General features: G+C 53.0%; 12 protein-coding genes and 1 tRNA gene. 6 read left to right on the forward strand and 7 right to left on the reverse strand.

Features of this window, described 5'->3' with window-relative positions; genetic code table 11:
* Nucleotides 1–29: 29 nt before the first annotated feature.
* From QA596_11785 to glmS, 3 genes are all read right to left on the reverse strand, one after another.
* On the reverse strand, nucleotides 30–2,504 hold the full coding sequence (locus QA596_11785) for a heavy metal translocating P-type ATPase (protein ID MDG5768144.1): 2,475 nt from the start codon (nucleotides 2,502–2,504) through the stop codon (nucleotides 30–32).
* A 197-nt stretch (nucleotides 2,505–2,701) separates the two neighbouring features.
* Entirely contained in the window at nucleotides 2,702–3,328 is a 627-nt protein-coding gene (locus QA596_11790; protein MDG5768145.1) for an AraC family transcriptional regulator, read from the reverse strand.
* Nucleotides 3,329–3,521: 193 nt separating this feature from the next.
* Nucleotides 3,522–5,357, reverse strand: a complete 1,836-nt coding sequence (gene glmS / locus QA596_11795; protein ID MDG5768146.1) for a glutamine--fructose-6-phosphate transaminase (isomerizing) — start codon at nucleotides 5,355–5,357, stop codon at nucleotides 3,522–3,524.
* Nucleotides 5,358–5,709: 352 nt separating this feature from the next.
* Between glmS and QA596_11800 the strand changes: the two genes are divergently transcribed.
* On the forward strand, nucleotides 5,710–6,912 hold the full coding sequence (locus tag QA596_11800; protein MDG5768147.1) for a putative sugar nucleotidyl transferase: 1,203 nt from the start codon (nucleotides 5,710–5,712) through the stop codon (nucleotides 6,910–6,912).
* A 96-nt stretch (nucleotides 6,913–7,008) separates the two neighbouring features.
* A tRNA-Leu gene (locus tag QA596_11805) sits at nucleotides 7,009–7,092 on the forward strand.
* Nucleotides 7,093–7,203: 111 nt separating this feature from the next.
* Here the strand turns inward: QA596_11805 and QA596_11810 are convergent.
* The 3 genes from QA596_11810 to QA596_11820 all read right to left on the reverse strand — a co-directional run bounded on the left by QA596_11810 (nucleotide 7,204) and on the right by QA596_11820 (nucleotide 11,979).
* On the reverse strand, nucleotides 7,204–10,404 hold the full coding sequence (locus QA596_11810; protein MDG5768148.1) for an FISUMP domain-containing protein: 3,201 nt from the start codon (nucleotides 10,402–10,404) through the stop codon (nucleotides 7,204–7,206).
* A 210-nt stretch (nucleotides 10,405–10,614) separates the two neighbouring features.
* A complete protein-coding gene (locus tag QA596_11815) occupies nucleotides 10,615–11,229 on the reverse strand; it encodes a DUF4405 domain-containing protein (protein ID MDG5768149.1) in 615 nt (204 codons plus the stop codon).
* 231 nt (nucleotides 11,230–11,460) lie between these two features.
* Nucleotides 11,461–11,979 (reverse strand): macro domain-containing protein, encoded by a 519-nt coding sequence (locus QA596_11820; GenBank protein ID MDG5768150.1) that lies wholly within the window; start codon nucleotides 11,977–11,979, stop codon nucleotides 11,461–11,463.
* Between the two features lie 172 nt (nucleotides 11,980–12,151).
* Here QA596_11820 and QA596_11825 point away from each other — a divergent pair, with 172 nt between their 5' ends.
* The 4 genes from QA596_11825 to QA596_11840 all read left to right on the forward strand — a co-directional run bounded on the left by QA596_11825 (nucleotide 12,152) and on the right by QA596_11840 (nucleotide 16,094).
* Entirely contained in the window at nucleotides 12,152–13,372 is a 1,221-nt protein-coding gene (locus QA596_11825; protein MDG5768151.1) for a class I SAM-dependent rRNA methyltransferase, read from the forward strand.
* 16 nt (nucleotides 13,373–13,388) lie between these two features.
* On the forward strand, nucleotides 13,389–14,015 hold the full coding sequence (locus QA596_11830; GenBank protein ID MDG5768152.1) for a septal ring lytic transglycosylase RlpA family protein: 627 nt from the start codon (nucleotides 13,389–13,391) through the stop codon (nucleotides 14,013–14,015).
* A gap of 175 nt (nucleotides 14,016–14,190) precedes the next feature.
* The gene (locus QA596_11835; protein ID MDG5768153.1) at nucleotides 14,191–15,495 is read left to right on the forward strand and encodes a hypothetical protein; all 1,305 of its coding nucleotides are present in this window, start codon (nucleotides 14,191–14,193) and stop codon (nucleotides 15,493–15,495) included.
* Between the two features lie 293 nt (nucleotides 15,496–15,788).
* Nucleotides 15,789–16,094 (forward strand): YtxH domain-containing protein, encoded by a 306-nt coding sequence (locus QA596_11840; protein ID MDG5768154.1) that lies wholly within the window; start codon nucleotides 15,789–15,791, stop codon nucleotides 16,092–16,094.
* A gap of 309 nt (nucleotides 16,095–16,403) precedes the next feature.
* Here QA596_11840 and rpoC read toward each other — a convergent pair whose 3' ends face one another.
* Nucleotides 16,404–20,717 (reverse strand): DNA-directed RNA polymerase subunit beta', encoded by a 4,314-nt coding sequence (gene rpoC / locus QA596_11845; GenBank protein MDG5768155.1) that lies wholly within the window; start codon nucleotides 20,715–20,717, stop codon nucleotides 16,404–16,406.
* Nucleotides 20,718–20,760 lie beyond the last annotated feature (43 nt).

The raw sequence follows: 20,760 nt of genomic DNA on the forward strand, positions 1-20,760 counted from the left end.
TTAAGAATCACTAATGTTATTGTGGATAATTACATTTTCCTGATACGCAGGCTGTTGGCTACCACGCTCACCGAGCTCATGCCCATTGCAAAGGCGGCGAACATGGGACTGAGCAGACCGGCGGCGGCCAGCGGTATGCCGAGCGAATTGTAAACAAACGCCCAGAAAAGATTCTGACGGATGATGCGCAGGGTACCTCGCGAGAGCAACAGCGCATCCACCACTTTTTCCAGGCTTCCTCCGACAAGCGTGATGTCGGAAGAGGAGAGGGCAAGATCGGTCCCTTCCGAAAGCGCCATACCCAGGTCGGCCTGTACCAGTGCCGCGGCGTCGTTGATCCCGTCACCAACGACGGCGACCCGCTTACCCTGTTTCTGATACTGCTTCACCAGTTCCGCTTTCTGGTCCGGGAGCACTTCGGCCTCCACTCTGTCGATTCCCAGGCGTTGTGCCACTACAAGCGCGTTGCGCCGCTGGTCACCGGTAACCATAACCGTCTCAATGTCCATTGCATTCAGGCGTTTTACAACGGCCGCCGCTTCGGGGCGCACCTGGTCGGATACGGTAATGATGCCGGCGGGCTGCTGTTCCAGCCTGACCAGCAACACGGTTTCTCCCCGATCCTGGGCTTCCCGGATATGCTTCATTTGCTCATCCGTATAGGAATCAAAATTCGAACAGGATCCGATATCGATCTGCTGCCCGTTGACCCGCCCGGTGATACCGACTCCCATGGTGGTATCAACGAAGGCCGCCTCCTGCAGCAACAGGCCTTTTGACTCGGCATGGCGAACAATGCATTCGGCAATGGGGTGATCCGACTGGCGCTCCACCGAGGCGGCAAGGGAAAGCAGCTGATCGCCATCACGGGTTGCGGAACGCTCCTTTTTATCCTGCGGGATGGTGCTGGCGTCATCCGGACTGTCGTTATCCGCGCTATCGTTGTCCGCGCTTCGGATCCGATCAAACGGAATCACCCGGGCCACCTCCATCACGCCTGTGGTCAATGTGCCCGTCTTGTCGAACATCACAGCGTCTACCTTGCGCGCTTCCTCCAGCGTTACCGCATCCTTGATGAGGATGCCTTTCTGAGCGGCGCGACCAGAGCTGACCATCAACCCTGTGGGGGTAGCGAGACCAAGCGCGCAGGGGCAGGCAATCACCAGAACCGCGACCATGTTCACCATGGCCTGAGCCGGACTCCCGGCCCAAAGCCACAGCAGGAAGGTCACCAGCGCCACAACCAGCACTACCGGAACAAATATGGATGCCACCTTGTCAACCAGGCGCTGGATGGGAGGTTTGGAGTTCTGGGCATTTCGAACGGTTTGGATGATGCGGGCCAGGGCGGTATCGGCACCAACATGGGATGTGATCATCTCAAAGGAGGCAGAGGTATTGCGGGTGCCGCCGGTCACCCGGTCTCCGGTCTTTTTTTCAACCGGCATGCTCTCCCCGGTCATCATCGACTCATCGACGCTCGGAAATCCGGAAACCACGTTTCCGTCGACCGGAATCTGCTCCCAGGCTTTTACCAGCAGCCTCTCTTTTTCACTAACTTCGCTGACCGGGACGGTTTCGATCCGACTTCCATTCATGCGATGCGCTTTTTGCGGAGCCAGCTCCAGAAGTCCGGTGATGGCGTCTCTGCCTCTGTGCCGGGCCCGTTCCTCCATCCACTTGCCCAGCAGGATGAGTGCGATAATTATCGCGGCGGTTTCGAAATAAACCTCATCGGGCTGGACCATGCCACCTTCGCGGCCAAAAAACACGGCATAGGTACTGAACAGAAAGGCGGCGCCGGTTCCGATGGCGACCAGGCTGTTCATATCGGCCGTCATGTGCTGCATGGAGCGCCAGGCTCCGGTAAAGAACGATGACCCTGCATAAAAAAGGATGACGGCCGTCAGCATCATCTGCAGAATATTCCATGTCTGAAGGTGTCCGGCCACCCAGTTGTGCCATGCGGGAACCGCCATCGGACCCATATCCATCAGAAATACCAGTGCTGCAAGTGGCAATGCCACCCAAAAACGCTTTTTGAAACGCGATACGGTCGAGGCCGGGAATCGGGTTGGAGCCTGTTTATCAGAGCCGTCACGGGACTTTTCGCCGGAGATGTTGCCGGCCTCGTCAACGGTCGCGTCTGACCGGGTCGCCGCACGAACGGGTCCTTGGCCGAATTCCTGCAAAGGCCTGGCAGAAAACCCGGCTTTTTCCACAACCCTGATCATCTCGCTGAGATCCGTATTGCTGCTTTCCACCCTGGCCTCGGAACTTGCCAGGGAAACATCCGCCTTTGCAACGCCATCCACAGTTTTCAAAGCCCGCTCCACATTAGCTACGCAGGAAGCGCAGCTCATACCTTCGACCTGAAGAGTCAGTGTCTGAACCTCCCTGTTACCCAAATCTCCAGTGGAACGCTTCCCGGATTCGGCCGGATTGCCATGCTTGTCCGCTGCAGCAGTCGGGGTACCGTCGTTTTTTTTCTCATCCGTATTCATGGAACTCAACTAACGTAGTAATGCGTGGAAAACTCAGGTTGCAGCCAAAAGGTACATATTGGTGGAGAAGCGAGTGTTACATGATCACCCGGAAATGTTACAAAATTTTGACGAACCCATGAAAGACGGCCGGATCTGACATGCCGTATAGCAGGAAGGGTGATGGCGGCAAGAAAGGGAGCGGGACCCATCCACCCCTAAATTTCATCCAGTTTCATCCGGGGCGATCCGCTATTCTGTCTGTATTCTGAAACCGGAGAACCCGTTATGGCTCTGAATTGGGAGGAAAGATGCTGAACGCTGCTGTATCCCAGTTGCCAGGCGATTTCACTGAGGGTTCGGTCGCCATGAGCTAGCATCTCCTTAACCCGTTCAATACGCAGCCGTATCAGGTATTTTTCAATTGTCAAACCCTCCGATGCGGAAAAAGCGCGGCTTATGGTGGGATAGGACCTATGCAATTTTTCCGACAAGAATTCCGAAACCAGGGGTGGATTGCCGTGCGACTCCACCTGCCTGAGATAGGAAATGAGCTGGGACTTGACGGCGGTAACCAGCTCCTCGCGGCGGTCTCTTGCAAGTTCGAAACCAACTTGCTTCAGGGCCTGTTCCAGCTTTTTCAGCTCCGGCTCGGCCGGTGGCGGTGAAATGGACGCCTCTCCCATTGTGAGCTTGTCGACCTGGAATCCATGCTGCCGAAGCAGCGCATCTACGGTCATGATGCAGCGGTCGCATACCATATTCTTGATCCGAAGGATCTGTTCGCCGCCCGGGGGAGTATCGCCGTCTGCGGGCCGCTTCTTATTTTGATTTCGTTGACTCATGGATTTCAAACGAAATGTCACCGGCAAATCGTACCGGCAGGTCGCATCAAAACAAAAACCAGAGCACATCTGGTTGACATGCGGTTCTAGTCCTTGGCCCGCCTTCCACACTGACAGAAACAAGTCCGTGAACCAGTAACAGTTCGGCACCCTGATAGTCGGAAATTCCAGCCGAACAGACACCGGGAAAAAACTACTCGACCGTTACGCTTTTCGCCAGGTTTCGGGGCTGGTCCACATCACATTTTCTGTTGACAGCAATGTAATAGGACAGCAACTGAAGCGGGATAGCGGTCAGCAGCGGCGTCAGGCAATCATGGATTTCGGGTATGGTGATACTGAATTCGGCGAGCCTTGCCACATCGGACTGGCCATCCGACGAAATCGAAATAATCCGGCCTTTGCGCGCTTTGACCTCCTCGATATTGCTCACCACCTTGTCGTTGGTATGATCGGTGGCGGCAATCACGACAACCGGCATGTGCTCATCTATGAGGGCAATCGGACCGTGTTTCATTTCGGCGGCGGGGTAGCCCTCTGCATGAATATAGGAGATCTCCTTCAGCTTGAGCGCACCTTCAAGAGCAACGGGGAAATTGTAGGACCTCCCCAGATACAGGAAGTTGGGGGCATAGGTAAAAAGCCTGGCAATGGCCTCGATCTGTGAAGTGTCCCGGAGGATCTCATTCACTTTTCGTGGGACCGAGTTCAACTCACGCACCAGGTGTTTCATATGCTCATCCGAAATGACATTGTTCTCGCGGCCCATAAGCATGGCCATCATTGCCAGAATGGTAACCTGAGCCGTAAACGCTTTGGTGGAAGCGACTCCGATTTCGGGTCCGGCGTGGGTATACACCCCTGCGTCGGTCTCCCGCGCAATGGTGGAGCCTACGACATTGCAAATACCGAACACGGTTGTTCCCCGCTTTTTGGCTTCACGGAGGGCCGCAAGTGTATCGGCGGTTTCACCACTCTGAGAAATCACGATCATCACATCCTTATCGTCGATCAACTGCTCCCGGTACCGGAATTCGGAGGCATATTCCACTTCAACCGGCATGTGGGCCAGGTATTCGAACAGATACTCGCCGACCAGACCGGCATGCCAGCTGGTTCCACAGGCGGCAATGATGACACGGCGGGCATTGGACAGTTTTTCGACAAAACCGGTGAGGCCGCCCAGCTGAATCCGATTGTCATTGACCATCAGTCGGCCGCGCAGGCAGTCGGCTATCGTGTCGCTCTGCTCAAAAATCTCCTTGAGCATAAAGTGGGGGAAACCGCCTTTTTCAATCTGCTCGAGGCTCATGGCCAGTTCATGAACTTCCTTGGATAGCGGCACATCCTTCAGTGTTGAAACCTCGTATCCGTCTTTGCTGATAACTGCAAGCTCTTCATCCTCCAGATAGACCACTTTCTTGGTGTACTCAATAATCGGCGAGGCGTCGGAAGCCACGAAATGCTCTCCTTCACCGACACCGATCAGCAGTGGTGACCCCTTGCGGGCGACGATAATTTTATCCGGGCTGTCCTCGTGAACCACCGCAATCCCGTAAGTACCCTCTACCTGCAACAGGGCCTGCTGCACGGCATGGAAAAAGTCGGTGTCGCTCATGTCGTAGATCTCCTCGATCAGATGCGCAAGCACTTCCGTATCTGTCTCTCCCAGAAACGAGTGGCCTTTTGCCTGAAGATCCTGCCGCAGCACATCGTAGTTTTCAATGATACCGTTGTGAACCAGCGCGAACTTTCTGCGGGCACCGCTGTGGGGATGCGCATTGACATCGTTCGGTTCGCCATGGGTTGCCCAGCGTGTATGGCCGATACCAGCGTGACCCGCGACATCATCCTTCTCAACCATGCTAACCAGCTGTTTCACTTTCCCCTTCGCCTTGACAACCGTCATTTTTTCATTCAATACCGCAATACCGGCCGAATCGTATCCCCGGTATTCAAGGCGCTGCAATCCCTTCAAGATGACTTCCGATGCTTTTCTTTCTCCAATATACCCGACTATTCCGCACATACGCGTTCTTGATCTGTTAGTTAGTATTTCAATCTGATCGATTTATGCCTGACTCTGTTCTTCAATGCTGACTGCCATCCGTAATAACCATTTGCAAAATAAACATGCTAATTTGACATCTCTCCTGTTCGGCACTATGATAAACCGGTTTTTCTCTTCCTTCACAACCGCTAGTCATTAAAAAACACACTTTTGCATTGCGGTTATTTTGAGTGGCTCCGGGAATTTATAAAATACAGGGATTCCAAAAAAATAATGATTCTCTAACGAATGCCGCCCTTTGGTTTGGGGTTAAATCCGCTATATTTAATGTCAATTCATCAGTTAATCTGACTATTAACGCCTTTTGGATATGAGTTCAGACATCACTGTCCCGCTTTGTTTTTTTGAGGACCGCGGAGACCTGCAGTTCGCCCCACTGACAATTACCCGTCCGGTGGATGACCTTCGCATCGGAATTTTCACCATACGCGAAAAATGGCTTAAGCGACTGGGCACAAATCGCTTTGCGAGGATTCAACGAGAACCGTTGACGAGAGTGTTTCCTGCGGATAATCCCGCTGATTTGCGGGAGGGTCTCTGGATTAATGCGCGGTGGCTTCCTGATGAGGATGCGGCCGCCCAGGCTGTCTCCCTCAGCCCGGGTTCCTATCTGCTTCGTAACGGGAAGGTCGTGGCCGCCCGGCTGCAAGATGATAAGCATCGCAAGTTTGCATTACATCCCGTTGCGTCGTCGCTGGCGGGTGACGGCCGGAGCACCAACGCGGGAACCTGGCTTGCCGGTTTATGGGACATCTTTTTGAACAACGGGCGGGAAATTGAACGGGATATCGATTTGCTCCGGGAGCCTGCAATTGACCCTGTTTCGGCTTTTCCGCGGGTGGTATTGGTAAACGCGGACCGGATCCATGCCGCCGAAAGTGCCCGGATTGATCCCGGGGTGGTTATCGACGCCTCCGCCGGACCGGTCTACCTTGGTCCCGGCAGCCATGTGATGTACGGCGCGGTATTACTGGGCCCCGTTGCCATCTGTGAGAAGTCGACCGTTAAGATGGGCGCCAAAATCAGTAACGGCACTACCGCCGGACCCGTTTGCAAGCTCAACGGCGAGGTAGAGAATGTCATTTTACAGAGCTACTCCAACAAGGGGCACGACGGGTTCCTGGGCAACAGCCTGATCGGCGAATGGTGCAATCTTGGCGCCAACACCATCACATCAAACCTCAAAAACAACTACAAGAGTGTCAGAATACCGGAATGGCCAACCGGTGAAGAGTTCGACACCCGCCAGCAGTTTTTTGGGGCGGTCATGGGTGACCACGGAAAGACAGCCATCAATACCAGCCTGTCTGCCGGCACGCTAAGCGGTGTCTGCACGAACATTTTCACAACGGATTTCCCACCAAAACACATCCCCTCGTTCAGCTGGGTCTCACCGGAAGGAATTCAGAAATACCGCTTTGAAAAAGCTATTGAAACGATTGAAACCATCATGAAGCGGAGACAGGTCAACCTGACCGATGACTACAGAGACATGCTGCATCAGGTTTTTTAAAAATCTTTGAGGTCGGACCATTGAAATTTCAGCAAGAGTCCTTATCTTTTAATTCTTGAAAGAATTAGATTTTTTTTCGATTCCTCGAGAATTCATGCCGAAGTGGCGGAATTGGTAGACGCGCACGTTTCAGGGGCGTGTGGGAGCAATCCCGTGCGGGTTCGAGTCCCGCCTTCGGCACATCGAAAAAGCCATATAGCGTTTGTATAAGACGCCATATGGCTTTTTTTTTGAAAAGCGTTGGTCTGTCTTCCGTCATCCGTTATAACAGCGAAAAACCTGTGCAGGGCTTTAGTCCTTGATACAGCGCACAGGTCGTGCGAGAGCCCGGTTTGGGTTACCCATTAAGACACCGTCATCATTGAAGCTGAATAGCCTCGCATGTGTATTGATTATGGTACCGGACCAGTACCCGCCGTGCGACCCCTCTAGGAATAGCACACCTGCGCTGTTACGTCCGCCCGCCATGGGCAGTTTCAACGGGGAGGCAAGCGCCCCGGCGGCATCTGCGCTATTCCAGGTTTCCACTTCAGCCATCCACTCAGCCTCGGTTGGCAGTCGATAACCGACAGGGCAAGGGTTGTTAGTCCCGCCAGCACCCTGCCAGAGATTATCGTTCTGCGGGCTACGCCAGTCATACGGGCTGTCAGGTGCGAGGATAAAATTTCCATGTCCCGGCTGGTCGGAGCTGCTCAGTGTGCTGGTAGCTGGTGAGTTACGCTTTTGGTGTCCGTCGGCCGCACGCCCCCATTGGTACAAGTCTCCATAGGCGTGTTCATCATCACTGGCCGTTGCCACGCGGGAAGCGCCGAGGTTGCGGTCCATCCACACACGACCGGTGGGCGTAATGACCTCAACGACAGCCGTTTCGGTATCCCTGGGCCACTCGCCGTCACCCCCATTGCCATATTCCTGCTCAATGAGGATATAGTCCAGGTATGAGTCTGTCACGCTCCCACCTAAATATGATATGGCAAGATGGCCGGTGGCCAGTCTCCGGGGTACATTCGGAATCGTTCCGGTAAGTACCAGTTGATCGTTAGCCCAGACAGACAGTTGAAGATCCGTCCCGATTTGACTGCCGGAAAATTTCAATTTCGAGACATCTCCGGGATGGATACTTACCTCTGCAAGAATTTGCGGTGATATCGAACCGTGGGCGTAGCCCAGGAACAATTCATCATCATCAAAAAAGACGGAAATATAGTTTTTATAATCGAACATCCGGGAAATAGCGAATTCGGAATCATGAGAGCCTCTTGCACCTCCATGGGCCTCGATAGTAAAGTCCTGAACGGGTCCCATCGGCGACAGCACACTGAGTTCGCCAATGTTTCTCGCGTTAAAGTTCAGGCGGTTGTTCGCTATCGTGATCGACTGGGCCACGATGTCAGGATCCCCGGATCGGAACCATGGGGCATGCATGTTGGTGAAGTTTTCATGAAACGAAGCATTCACATCGAGATAGGGAATATAATCGACTCTGACTTCATCCAGTGACCAGCTTACAGGAATCGACCCCGTTTCATCCTTATGGACATACATGACCATCTGTCCACTAAATAATCCCTCATCAACATGCTGCAGGACACCGCTATAAAACATGTGGTCGTTGGCATAGGCACGAATGTGCATATTATTGCCCTCCCGGGACACATCAAGCTGCATGCTGCTTAAATTATCAGGAACAGGATACGTAGCCAGTGTTGTCAACTCGCCATCGGCATGAGAAAGGATATCCTCAGTGTACATCACAGAGATTTCGTCTTCGATATGGTATGTAATCACTGATTTGAATCCTGCCCGGCCAAAACCTCCGCTCTCAATTCCCTGATGGAGGCTTCCCGGCACCACCCTGAATGAGAAGTCATCCCTTGTTGCCTCTATAGGCAGGAGCATGTGAACTATTTCATCATCATTGGTTGAAAACCGAAGCTCACTATTCTGAACCGAGACCTCTCCATCCGGGGTCAGAAAGACCCAGCCGGACTCATCGTTCGCTTGAAAATTTTCATGATAGGTCTTTTCTGTTTCCGGTGGAGGAGCCGGGTCGCTGACGTCCGCATCATTGATACAGCGAACGGACAAACCCATCTGTTTGTCATCCATATCGAACCATACCCAACCGAATGCATTATTCAAGTCGATGAATTTTCCGTCATCTGCACTCCCTTCGTTCGCAGTCCACCAGTAGCCAAGTTCTCCAATCTCATAAAAGGAGCCATCCAGCTCCCGAAGTCCACCGGGAAGTGCGGAAAAGCCCAAAAGATCCGACCCGTAGTGTGTGCCATGCGCATTCCAGCGGGGATGCTGCGGAGTGTCACACTCTCCTCCCAAAGGCGAATTCACCTGTCGACATGACTTAAGCGCGTTTCCGGCTCCATTTACGGTATTGGTATTTTCAATTTGGTGCTCCGTCTGTAAATGAGCCAGCAGCTCATTCCAGTCCCCTTCATCCGGCACCCTCCAACCGTCAGGGCACAAGCCTCTTGCATCATTCGCGGCAAACCAGTTGTAGAGTTTGCCGTAGGCCTGAACCACTTCGCCCGCGCTGTCCAAACCGCCGACTCTTTCATGTGGATACACCGTATAGGCTCCGGTCGTTGTGTTTTCCCAATCGTTATCATTCAGGCCGGTTGGAATTTGGGACCCGTCATTGTAGCGCGTTACCTGCAGGTTTCCTGCCATCCACTCCTGGTTTCCAAGGACAGTGGTTCGGTATGAATTACCATCAATATCGGTTACTTTACCTTGTGTTCTTCTGGACAGTGCAAGCTCCCCGGTGTCATGGTTGCTGAGGAACGGCACAGGAACCCGCTTTGTCTCAAACTCATGGGTAGCCACCAGAACCAGGTGCAAGGTCCTGCTCACTTCATTGCCGGCAATGCGTGCCGGAGTCATGGACCGCCTCTGGATCCCCGCCGGACGCAGTACAATTCCGGCTGTTCCACTGCTGATACCCGCGCTGATGTATGTCATGGACCGGGTAAGCGAAAACCCGTTTCCGCGAACCCGCAGCAGATATTGTCCCTGTGCAAGACCGCCGCCAAGGTTAATTTCAATATGATGAGTGCCGACGCCCACCTGGGTTCGGGTCTCCATGATCTGACGTCCCAGAATATCATAGATGCCGATTATGGCCTGTGTCGCTTCGGGTACATGGAACGGGACGGTTGTCACGGGGTTAAAAGGATTGGGATAGGATGAGCCCAGCCGGAACTCCGTTACTCTCCCGGAATCATCGAATGGATCGGCAGATGTCCCATCAAACTGATAGGTAAGGGAAAAATAGCCCTGTTCGTTGCTGTGGCCGGTGGCAAGCTGATGGTCATTGTCATAGACCAGAAGCACCTGGTGACCTGCTATTGCATTGCCGTCAGAGTCTACCAGACGGCCGGTCACTTCGTATATGCTTGTGTTTCCTGCAACCAGAAATGCCAGAAGTGCCGCCACAATAGTATTTGTGGAGAGTGAAAAAAAGTTTTTCCTCATGGCAGTATGGACTGAAGTTTGGAATGAAATACCACAACTCACCTGCCATCCCATCGCAAAAGGCCGGCAGGCATGCACATATCCCCTTGCCGATAAGGCCATGCAAGGGTTACAGAAAACCCGGAAAGAAATAATAGCTGATGGGTTTCAGAAAAATAACTACGTATGCTACATGATATAAAAAAATGTAAATAAAAGAAGAGGTTTTTCTTATCTGTCCCGTCCTCTGCCTTCTCCTGATCCACGGCCTTCGCCCTGTCCCCTTCCATCTCCGATGCCGCCCCTGCCGTCTGCGTCACCGCGGAGATCTTCAGTGCCCTCGCCCCGGAAACGGCCTTCACCCGAACCGGCCGGCATTTCCTGCCGGTAATGATCCCTGATCGCGTCGTGCCCATCGTGCAGCCACCCGAAAGGAGCTATCATGGCAATGGCGCCTGCATAGAGAATTATCGCCGCAATTACGGCTACCAATACCTCTTTGGGAATTTGTTTCCACCAGGATCCTGTCTCCGTCGCGACCGATGAATCCTGTTTCGCGGCCGTCCTTGCGGCTTTGCGCCGTCGTAAATAGCAGCAGAACGTTTTCCAGTTAAAAATAAACAGATGAATAAGCGCAAGGATCAGAATCACCAGCGCCATAACCTGGTGTAGTGACGCCCACTGATCTTTGGAAAGAGCGAGCACACTCCAGTTGGTTGACGCAGCGATGCTGCAGGGCGGGGCTATATACAGTATCACACCGGATACAGCCAATCCTGCAAAACAAAATGCCATCAGCATGGAGACAAATCCACGGTAGGAAAAAGGGCGTGACGAGCGTTTCATAATAATCCTGTAAATAATGGCCGATGCACTCACTTAAAAACTTGAGCTGCAATAGCATAATAATAGTTATAGTAATACCGGAATATAGAAATAAAACAGACATCCGATATTACTGATGTTTTGACGAAAACGCCCCGCGTTAGTTCATCGCGTACAGGTGTTTGTTATCAAACCTGTATCTGCCTGCCCTGCCCATCGGCCAAATGAGGACAGCCCCTTGCCATTCCAGGTTCAGGTAATTGCGAGAGCCTTGCAGAACAGCTCCCGGTCGGACGGCGAAAACAGTACCATTCGGACCAGTTTGATATTGCCGAGGTGCCGCATCGTGTCATGGATCGCATATGCCGCCACCTCTGCGGCTTCATCAAGCGGATATCCGAAAGCCCCAGTGGAAACAGCGGGGAAGCCGATGGATGTCATCTTTTCCCGGTCGGCCAGCATCAAACTGTTCCGGTAACATTGGGCCAGCAGCTGATCCGACGGCCTGTCGATATTGTACACCGGCCCCAGACAGTGAATAATTTTCTTGTTCGGCAAACCAAATGCCGAAGTGATAATCGCTTCACCGGGCTTGATGGGGGCATGAGGCCGGCAAGCCTCCTCCAGCTCGGGTCCGGCCGCCCGATGTATCGCACCGGCAACACCTCCGCCTGGCCGCAACTCCGCGTTGGCCGCATTCACAACGGCATCAAGATCTCCCTGCCTGGTAATATCTCCTTCCAGGCACTCCAGCGTAACCTTTCCAGTCATATTACACCTCCAATTGAATAAAATGGTATCGGGTTGCTTGTAAAAAAAGCCTATCTTCAATATGATACAGCGTCCCGAGAAAAACAACGATTTCCAACCCGGATTTTGCGTTTCTCGATACCTGCCGCTGTTTCTGAACAGGAAGTGACATCTCTACTAACAGCCCCGAATCATGAAGCAGTCCCCCCCAGCCGTACACATCGCAAAAGGAAAAGAAAAACGCATCAGAAAAGGACATTTATGGGTGTTCAGCAATGAACTGCTGCAGCCCGAAAAATCCCTGGAGCCGGGCTCTGTTGTTCGGATTTTTGATGCTGAAAAGGGGTTTGTTGGAACGGGGTTCTACCATCCGCATGCCCTTATTGCCGTCAGGTTGCTTACCCGCAAAGACCTTTCCATTGACGGTGCCTTCTTCACCGAGCGCATTCGGCTCGCCTTTGCCCTTCGGGACAGGGTCATCAAAAATACCTCAGCCTGCCGTATGGTCAATGCGGAAGGTGACGAACTACCGGGACTGATGATCGACCGATACGACCGCGGTTTTGTGATTCAATGCGTGACGGCCGGCATGGAGAATCATCTTGATCTGATTGTCGACGCTGTAAAACAAATTGCCGATCCCGATTTTATTATTCTGAAAAGGGATCATCCGCACAGGGAAAGAGAAGGTCTGGCAATTGAGAAACCCGTTTTTATCGGGGATGATGAGGGTCAGGCCGGATTGGCTGCTGATATGCCGGTTATGGTAACGGAAGGATCCGTATCGTTTCCGGTTGATCTTACAGAAGAGGGACCGGACGCTTTTCACATCGACCAGCGCGATCATCGTCTGATGTTTGGCCGGATGGTTTCGGAAGGCGATCGGGTACTCGACATATTTTGCAGGAACGGCAGTTTCGCCATCCACGCCGCACGTTCGGGCGCCGCTGAAGTAATGGCGGCCGACAACTCCGACACAGCCATTGCCCTTGCCGAGGCAACCATCAAGGCGAACCAGCTGAACGATATCATCTCCACCTGGAAGGGCGACCTGTCCAAACGTCTTCCGCAGATGGCCCACAGCAAGGATGTATATGATGTCGTAAATGTAAACCCGCCGGATTTCGCACCCAACAGGAAATCGGTCGGCACGGCACTTCGCACACATCGCAATCTTCACAAATGGGCCATGGATGTACTCCGGCCCGACGGTATTCTTGCCACCTCGTGCCGGTCTCATCACATAACCGATGCTGCTTTCATGGAATCCGTCCAACGTGCCTGCAAAGACAGTAAAAAGCAGGTTCAGCTGCTTCACAGGGGATCACACCCTGCAGATCACCCTGAACTGCCCGGAATGCCGGAAACCGGTTACAATAAATTTTATATTTTCCGTGTCCGGCCCATCGACTGACACGCCTTGCAAACGGATGAACCGCCTCCTGCTTTTTGCTCTGCTATCCCTGATGGTTGCCTCCTGTGCCACCACCAGGACCGGCCGCGTCATTGACCAGGGAGAGGCCAGCTGGTACGGTCCCGGTTTTCATGGTAAAAAAACTGCAAACGGGGAGATCTACAATCAAAATGAGCTGACCGCCGCCCATCGTACCCTTCCGTTCAACACGGTCGTCAGGGTGGTGAACCTGAACAACAACAAATCAGTTACGGTCAGAATCAATGACCGCGGACCGTATGCCAGAGGCCGGATCATTGACCTGTCCAGGGAAGCCGCCCGAAAAATCGACATGCTGGACAGCGGCATTGCGCCAGTGCGGCTGGTGCTTGTCAGCTCCGAGAAACCCATCCGAACCCGCGGGCCCGGTAACATCCGGAGAGAAGAGTTCACCATCCAGCTCGCCTCATTCAACAGCAGGCCCGAGGCAGAAGCCTACTCAAGTCAGGTTCGCGGAAGCAGGGTAACCACCGGGCAGGTCGACGGTCGTCAGGTTTACCGTGTCTATTTCGGAAGATATCGCAGTTCGGGCGAGGCCAGCCGTGACCTGAATCGCCTCAAGCGTCGCGGCCATGACGGTTACATCAGACAGGTTCAAAACTGAAGTGTGATTTCCACCATCCACTTTTTTTGCAACTTTTCCTTTGTTTACCGTAAATCTCTGAACAGCAGGATCCTGCAGGGTTCAATCCGGCTTGCCTGCATTCGGTTCAGTAACGCCTTGAACTGAAGCGCCGAGAACTTTTCTTTCAGTGAATACAGACCCAACGTGCCCGATCATGAAATCAACACAACTTCCCGCACTTATTTGCTTCCTGTTTTTCTTGCTTCTTTCGGATGTATCCGTAGCCGCCACTTTCGGGCTCTCCAGTGCCGACAATGTTACCGGAGACGGCGATGAGCGGCAACAGCGCTTTCTTTTTGAGCAGCCGCTGCAGCTGTCCCTGACGTACCGCAACTACGGTCTCGGCATCGGTGATGTGCCGGTAGTGCACGGAGTCAGAATCAATTATCGTGATCACAACCTCCGTGTCATCAACGGAATCAACATGACCATCCGGCAACCCAAAGATTTTGATCTTGCCAACAGCCGGATCCGCGGCCTTGCCATCGGACTGCCGCTCACGGGCGGCGGGCAGCTCAGAGGGATCAGCCTGGCGGTTTTTGGTGCCGGATATGCACAATCCGCCCATGGCATACATCTTTCGGGATTGGGCCTGGGTTCAGGTGGATCTGTCAGGGGCATCACGGTTTCGGGACTTGGAGTGGGAGCGGGCGGACATTTGAGAGGTATTACAGTTGCCGGACTTGGAGCGGGTTCAGCATCGGGAGTCAGCGGGGTACATCTGGCCGGCCTGGGATTGGGATCAGGCGGACCGGTACAGGGGGTAACTTTTGGGGGGATAGGTGTCGGATCCAGTGAAAAAATCAGCGGTATAGCGCTTAGCCTGGGTGGTATCGGTTCCAGCGGCAGTATTCGTGGAATTACAGTGGCAGGCCTCGGTGCCGGTTCCGGCGAATCCATTTCAGGCATCACCCTTGCCGGGCTCGGGGTAGGTTCGGGAGGTCCCATTCACGGGCTAACATTTGGCGGGCTTGGGATTGGATCCGGAGAATCCATTCGCGGGGTGATGCTCTCTGCGGTAGGAATCGGGTCAGGGCTACGGCTAAGCGGACTCGCAGTGGCCGGCCTGGGTATCGGAACCGGCGGATCAATAACGGGTGTGAGTCTTACCGGAATGGGCACAGTAGCCGGACAAGAGATCCGGGGGCTGCATATTAGCGGCGTTGGCATGGGAAGTAATCAGATAAACGGCGTTACCGCAAGTTTGTTTACCGAAGTATATGGTTCCGCCACCGGGCTTTTTATTGCTCCTCTGCGCTTTCGGCTTCAGGAAGACGCGTATCTGCGCGGTGTGAGTATTGGTGCCCACAACCGAATCAAGGGAACCCAGCATGGTCTCACAATAGGCCTGTATAATTTTGCCAGACACCTCAACGGAGTCCAAATCGGGTTACTCAACTATGCGGGAAACAATCCTGCCGGGTTGCGTTTGCTGCCTCTGGTAAACGCCAACCTGTGACTTGCAGCAGCCGGCCCCAGGCAACCATTGCTGCGCTTGTATGAATTCGCCGCTGCCTGATGGCGATAACCCGAATCGCTTCTGCGACCCGGGCTATGAGCAGTGACCCGAACTATGGATGATTCCGCATATTCCATTACATGTCATATACATGGTAAACCATGTGGAGTACTGCGCGCATGATCCCCGCATCTCTATGGATTGAATTAACAGTACCTCAATATACAAGAAAAGTATTATTTTAGACGTAATAGCAACAAGGAAGAGTTACGCACATTTTAAACCATCGCGATATGAGCACGTTTCCAAAAGGATTTCTGTTCGGAGTAATTTCAGGCTCGATTATCGGCTCCATGCTGGCGCTGCTGTATGCCCCTGACAAAGGAGCCAATACCCGGGATCGAATCAGTTATCGCCTGAACAACTACATGGACGAGTTAAGCAACCTGATAGACCGACTTCAGTATGAGAAGAGCATCGTTTCGGATGCCAAAAAGGAGGGCGATCTGGTAGTGGAAGAGGCTCAAAAAAGGGCGGAAGACCTGATTACCGAAGCGGAAAAGCTTCTTGAAAACATCGGCGACGCCAAGAAGAAATAATCAGACGAAGTGACGTTGGGTTGAACCTCGATCCGCATCCCTGTATCCATGCAACCGTTTTTTTTCGGGAAGATGTGATACGCATGCAAACAGCTGTGATGAGAGAATGGCTTTTGGCATTCCCCAGTGGTGAAAAACCCGGCATGTTCCGGCTTTAAACGGAGTGCTCCCGCATCGCTCCCTGCCAGCCTTTCATGGCAGAGTTACAAAACAACATGTAGCGGCGACCGGGTTCATCCGGGGTGCAACGCCTTCAATCGTGTAAATAGCGGGAAATAAAAAAGGGAGCCTTGTGAGCTCCCTTTTTATTTAGTCTTTGTCCTGTTTTACATCCTGAACGGATGTGGTATCGGCTCCAAGTTCCTGGAAGACACGGCTTGCTGCACCGACATCCTCCATATCCTCTTTTGATCCTACGATAATGTCCTGATACCTGTTCAGGCCCGTACCGGCAGGAACACGGTGACCCACAACAACATTCTCTTTGAGGCCCATCAGATTATCGGCTTTCGCCTCAATCGCTGCCTGCGTGAGAACTTTCGTAGTCTCCTGGAAGGATGACGCCGACAGCCAGCTGTCTGTAGACAGGGCGGCCCGGGTAATACCCAAAAGAATCGGTTTGGATATGGCCGGTTCGGCGGGACGAGTTTCAATCTCTTTCTTGTCTTCGGCGATGAGCTTCGAATTGATCGTGCGAATCTCGCGACGCTCAAGCGTGGTTCCAAGCTGAATTTCGCTGTCACCGGAGTCGGTGACGACGTATTTCCCGATCAGCGAATCGTTGGTTCGGTTAACTTCAAACCGGTCCACTTTATCGCCCTCAAGATACATCGTGTCTCCCGGATCCGTGATCTCCACCTTCTGCATCATTGTGCGGACAATGGTTTCGATGTGTTTGTCACTGATTTTCACACCCTGGAGTCGGTAGACCTCCTGTATCTCATTCACCAGATAGGACTGAACGGCATAGGGGCCGAGGATACTGAGAATATCCTGAGGCATGATAATACCATCGGAGAGTGCCTGTCCGGCTTTTACAAAGTCATTCTCCTGAACCAGTATGTGCTTGGCCAGGGAAATCAGGTAGGTTTTGCTCTCGGTGCCGTCCTTGCTGGTGACGATCACTTCCTGCGATCCCCGTTTCCGGGATCCCATTTTGACGATCCCTTCAATTTCGGTGACCACGGCGGGATCCTTCGGAGGACGCGCCTCGAACAGTTCGGTAATCCGCGGCAGACCAGCGGTAATATCCTTCGACTTGGAGGCCGAGGTCCGCGGAATCTTCGCCAGAACCTGTCCGGCAGAAACCCGCTCCTTGTCGTTCACAACCACGTGGGCACCAACCGGCAGGGTGGTTTCCCGGATGCGGTCTCCTTCACCCTTGACAATGACGGTCGGAACCAGGCTCCGGTCACGGGAGTCCGTGATTACTTTTTCCTTGTGACCTGTCTGGGAATCCGTTTCATCCTTGTAGGTGACACCGTGCATGATATCACGGTATTCGATATGTCCGTCAAGCTCAGAGAAAATCAGAGCGTTGTAAGGATCCCAGCGGCAGATCGGCACTCCCTTGGGAACCGTGTCTCCGTCTTCCACAAGCAGTTCGGATCCGTACGGGATGTTGTATGTGATCAACACCTTGTCGGTGTCATCGACAATCTTGATTTCACCGGCACGGCTAAGCACAACGGTGGTAACCTCCTCTCCATCGTCATATTCAACGGCCCGAAGGTTTTCAAATACCGCCTTTCCGGCAAACTTGGTCTTGTGCTGCGACTCCGATTCAAGCCTGGAGGCTGTACCTCCCACGTGGAAGGTACGGAGTGTAAGCTGGGTACCCGGTTCACCAATCGATTGCGCCGCAATAACGCCGACCGCTTCACCCACCTGAACGGGCTTGCCCCGAGAAAGGTCACGGCCGTAGCATTTCGCACAAACGCCACGGGCAGACTCACAAGTGAGTACCGACCGGATTTCCACCTCCTCGATAGAAGTTTCAGCGATTTTGGAGGCAACCTCCTCATCGATCATTTCATTGGCACCTACGATGAGCTCATCGGTAAGCGGATCGTACACATCGTGCATGGATACCCTTCCGAGTACCCGATCCTCCAGACTTTCGACGATGTCTTCGTTGTCCTTGAGTGCCTGAATCCGAATTCCACGCAGTGTCCCGCAATCATTTTCGGTTACGATCACATCCTGAGACACATCAACCAGCCGGCGGGTAAGATACCCGGCATCCGCTGTTTTCAAAGCGGTATCCGCCAGACCCTTTCGGGCACCGTGAGTAGAAATAAAGTATTCCAGTACGGTCAATCCTTCCTTGAAGCTGGACAGAATCGGCTGCTCAATAACCTCATTACCGGTTTGCAGAGAACTTTTCTGCGGTTTGGCCATCAATCCACGCATACCGCCCAGCTGCCGAATTTGCTCCTTCGAGCCCCGGGCACCGGAGTCGGCCATCATGAATACCGGGTTGAATCCGCCCTTGTCTTTGGTCAATGCCTGGAACAGAGTCTCGGAAACCCGGTTTGTGGTGCTCGTCCATTTGTCAATGACCTGGTTATAACGCTCATTGTCCGTGATAAATCCATTCTCGTAGCGATCCTGGATCAACCTGACTTCAGCCTGGGCCTGTTTGATATATTCGGCTTTCTCATTCGGGATAACGATATCTTCAAGGCTGAAAGAGAGTCCACCCATGGTAGCCGTTTCGAACCCGATGTATTTCATCTCATCGAGAAATTTTGCGGCACGCATGGTTCCGGTCTTCGCGAACACCGCCCCGATCAGGTTACGGAGCTCTTTCTTTCCAAAAGTGAGATTGATGTATCCCAGCTCATCCGGAATAATTTCATTAAACAGTACCCGGCCGGTAGTTGTTTTGACCAGTTCCCGGACTTCCCTGTCACCATCCTTTCGGGTGATGCGCACATTGATTTTGGCATGAAGATCGATGTACCGTCGGTCGTAGGCGATTTTCACTTCATCCGCCGAGGCAAATGTTTTTCCTTCGCCAAGAGCTCCTTCGCCCATTTTCGTGAGGTAATAGATACCCAGAACCATGTCCTGTGAAGGTACGGTTACCGGGCTGCCGTTGGCCGGGTTCATAATATTGTGGGAACCCAGCATCAGGACAGATGCCTCGAGAATGGCGTCATGGCTCAACGGAAGGTGAACCGCCATCTGGTCCCCGTCAAAGTCGGCGTTAAACGCCGTACATGAGAGCGGATGGAGCCTGATCGCCTTGTCCTCAATCAATACCGGCTGATAGGCCTGGATACCAAGCCTGTGAAGCGTCGGTGCACGGTTCAGCATAACGGGATGGCCGTCAATCACTTTTTCGAGTACATCCCAGACAACATCATCCCGGCGGTCCACCACCTTTTTGGCGCTTTTCACCGTTTTCACATAGCCACGTTCAATCAAGCGACGGATAATAAACGGCTTATACAGCTCAACGGCCATCTCCTTGGGCAGGCCACACTCATGCATCTTAAGCTCGGGTCCGACGACAATCACCGAACGTCCGGAATAGTCAACCCGCTTGCCCAGAAGATTCTGGCGGAAGCGGCCGCTTTTTCCTTTCAGCATATCGCTAAGTGACTTCAGCGGCCGGTTGTTGCTCCGGACGGCATTCATCTTCCGGGAGTTGTCGAACAGGGAATCAACCGCCTCCTGTAACATTCGCTTCTCGTTGCGAAGAATAACATCCGGCGCTTTTATGTCGATCAGTCTCTTCAGACGATTATTGCGGATGATCACACGCCTGTAAAGGTCGTTGAGATCGGAGGTAGCAAAGCGTCCACCTTCCAGCGGCACCAGCGGGCGAAGCTCGGGCGGAATCACGGGAATGACCCGCATCACCATCCACTCCGGACGATTTTCGCGGTTCATATTGGCGGCACGGAAGGATTCAATCACCTGCAGGCGCTTCAGATGCTTCTTCTTGCGCATGGCGGAAGTCTCGTGCTTCACCGACTCCCGGTATTTGTAGGCATCCTTGTCAAGGTCGATATTCATCAACAGGGACTCAACGGCATCGGCCCCCATCTTCACAACGAACTTGTCCGGATCATCATCCTCGATATTGCGGTGATCTTCCGGAAGCTGGCCCATGATGTCATAATACTCCTCCTCGGAGATCATGTCGCCCACCTTGTACCCGAGGTCACGCGCCAGACCCGGTTTCACTACGACAAAATTTTCGTAGTAGACAATCTTGTCCAGGTTTTTGGAAGAGAGCCCGAGCAGATAGGCGATTTTGTTGGGCATCGACTTGAAGTACCAGATATGGACTACCGGCACGCAAAGAGTAATGTGCCCCATGCGTTCACGGCGCACCGCCTTTCTGGTAACCTCCACACCGCATCGATCACAGATGATGCCTTTGTACCTGATGCGTTTGTATTTTCCGCAATGGCACTCCCAGTCTTTGACCGGACCGAAGATTTTTTCGCAGAACAAACCATCTTTTTCCGGTTTGAATGTACGGTAATTGATGGTTTCAGGGTTCAGTACTTCCCCGTTGGAACGCGACAGAATGGATTCTGCCGAAGCGAGGGAAACACGCAAACTTTTGAAATCTTTAGAAACGGATTCGCTTTTGGTAAACGGCAAGGATGTACCTCCGTTAAATTTTGAAATATGTTGAACTGTTCGG

The sequence above is a fragment of the Balneolales bacterium ANBcel1 genome (assembly GCA_029688905.1).
Lineage (GTDB): Bacteria > Bacteroidota > Rhodothermia > Balneolales > Natronogracilivirgulaceae > SLLW01.